Origin of the sequence: Cryobacterium sp. MLB-32 (assembly GCF_000738085.1) — a bacterium.
Lineage (GTDB): Bacteria > Actinomycetota > Actinomycetes > Actinomycetales > Microbacteriaceae > Cryobacterium.
The window spans coordinates 1-563 of the sequence record NZ_JPRS01000247.1; the positions used below are offsets into that span (position 1 = coordinate 1).

1 protein-coding gene is annotated in these 563 nt (G+C 60.4%); it reads right to left on the reverse strand.

Translation table 11 applies throughout. The features are described from left to right. The coding region (locus JF66_RS16970) for a hypothetical protein (RefSeq protein WP_035879859.1) at positions 1-425 on the reverse strand (425 nt) is incomplete at its 3' end. Positions 426-563: the final 138 nt, after the last annotated feature.

Below are 563 nucleotides of genomic sequence, written 5' to 3' on the forward strand. Positions count from 1 at the left end.
GCGCTGTCCGAAATGCAGTCGGGCTGTTGCTGCGGCAAGGTTGCCGACGGTACGACGGTCGCCACTTTTCTGGCACCGAGCCCTTGGTACCAACCGGTGCGATAGATGTCGATCGTGTATGCCGCGGCATCCGTTTTGACCTTGAGATCTATGCTCGTGCCCACGTTCGCACTGATCTCGGACGAGTAGCCCTGAATCGTCGGATCCCCGGATCCGCTGATGTCCCACTCATCCGGAGAAACGCCGGGTTTGCTGTTCTCACAGACGATGACGTTCGACGCTGAACCGCACGGTTCAACGGCCTCCGCCCTGGCAGCGTGCACGGGCCACAGCGTACTGCCCATCACAGCGATGGTGAGCAATGCTCCGAGGAGCTGGGTCCTGCGTTGCACAGGCGAGGGCAGAGAAAGGCGCGTATTGCTCATGAATTTCAGGTTCCCACACGAGGGGAGTGAACATCTCGCCCCTTAACTGGGCGAGACCGGTCGATGCACAGGTCCGACGCTGCTGGACGCCCGGGAGGAATGAGAGGCAGAATGGGCACATGCTAGTTGCCTTTTCAG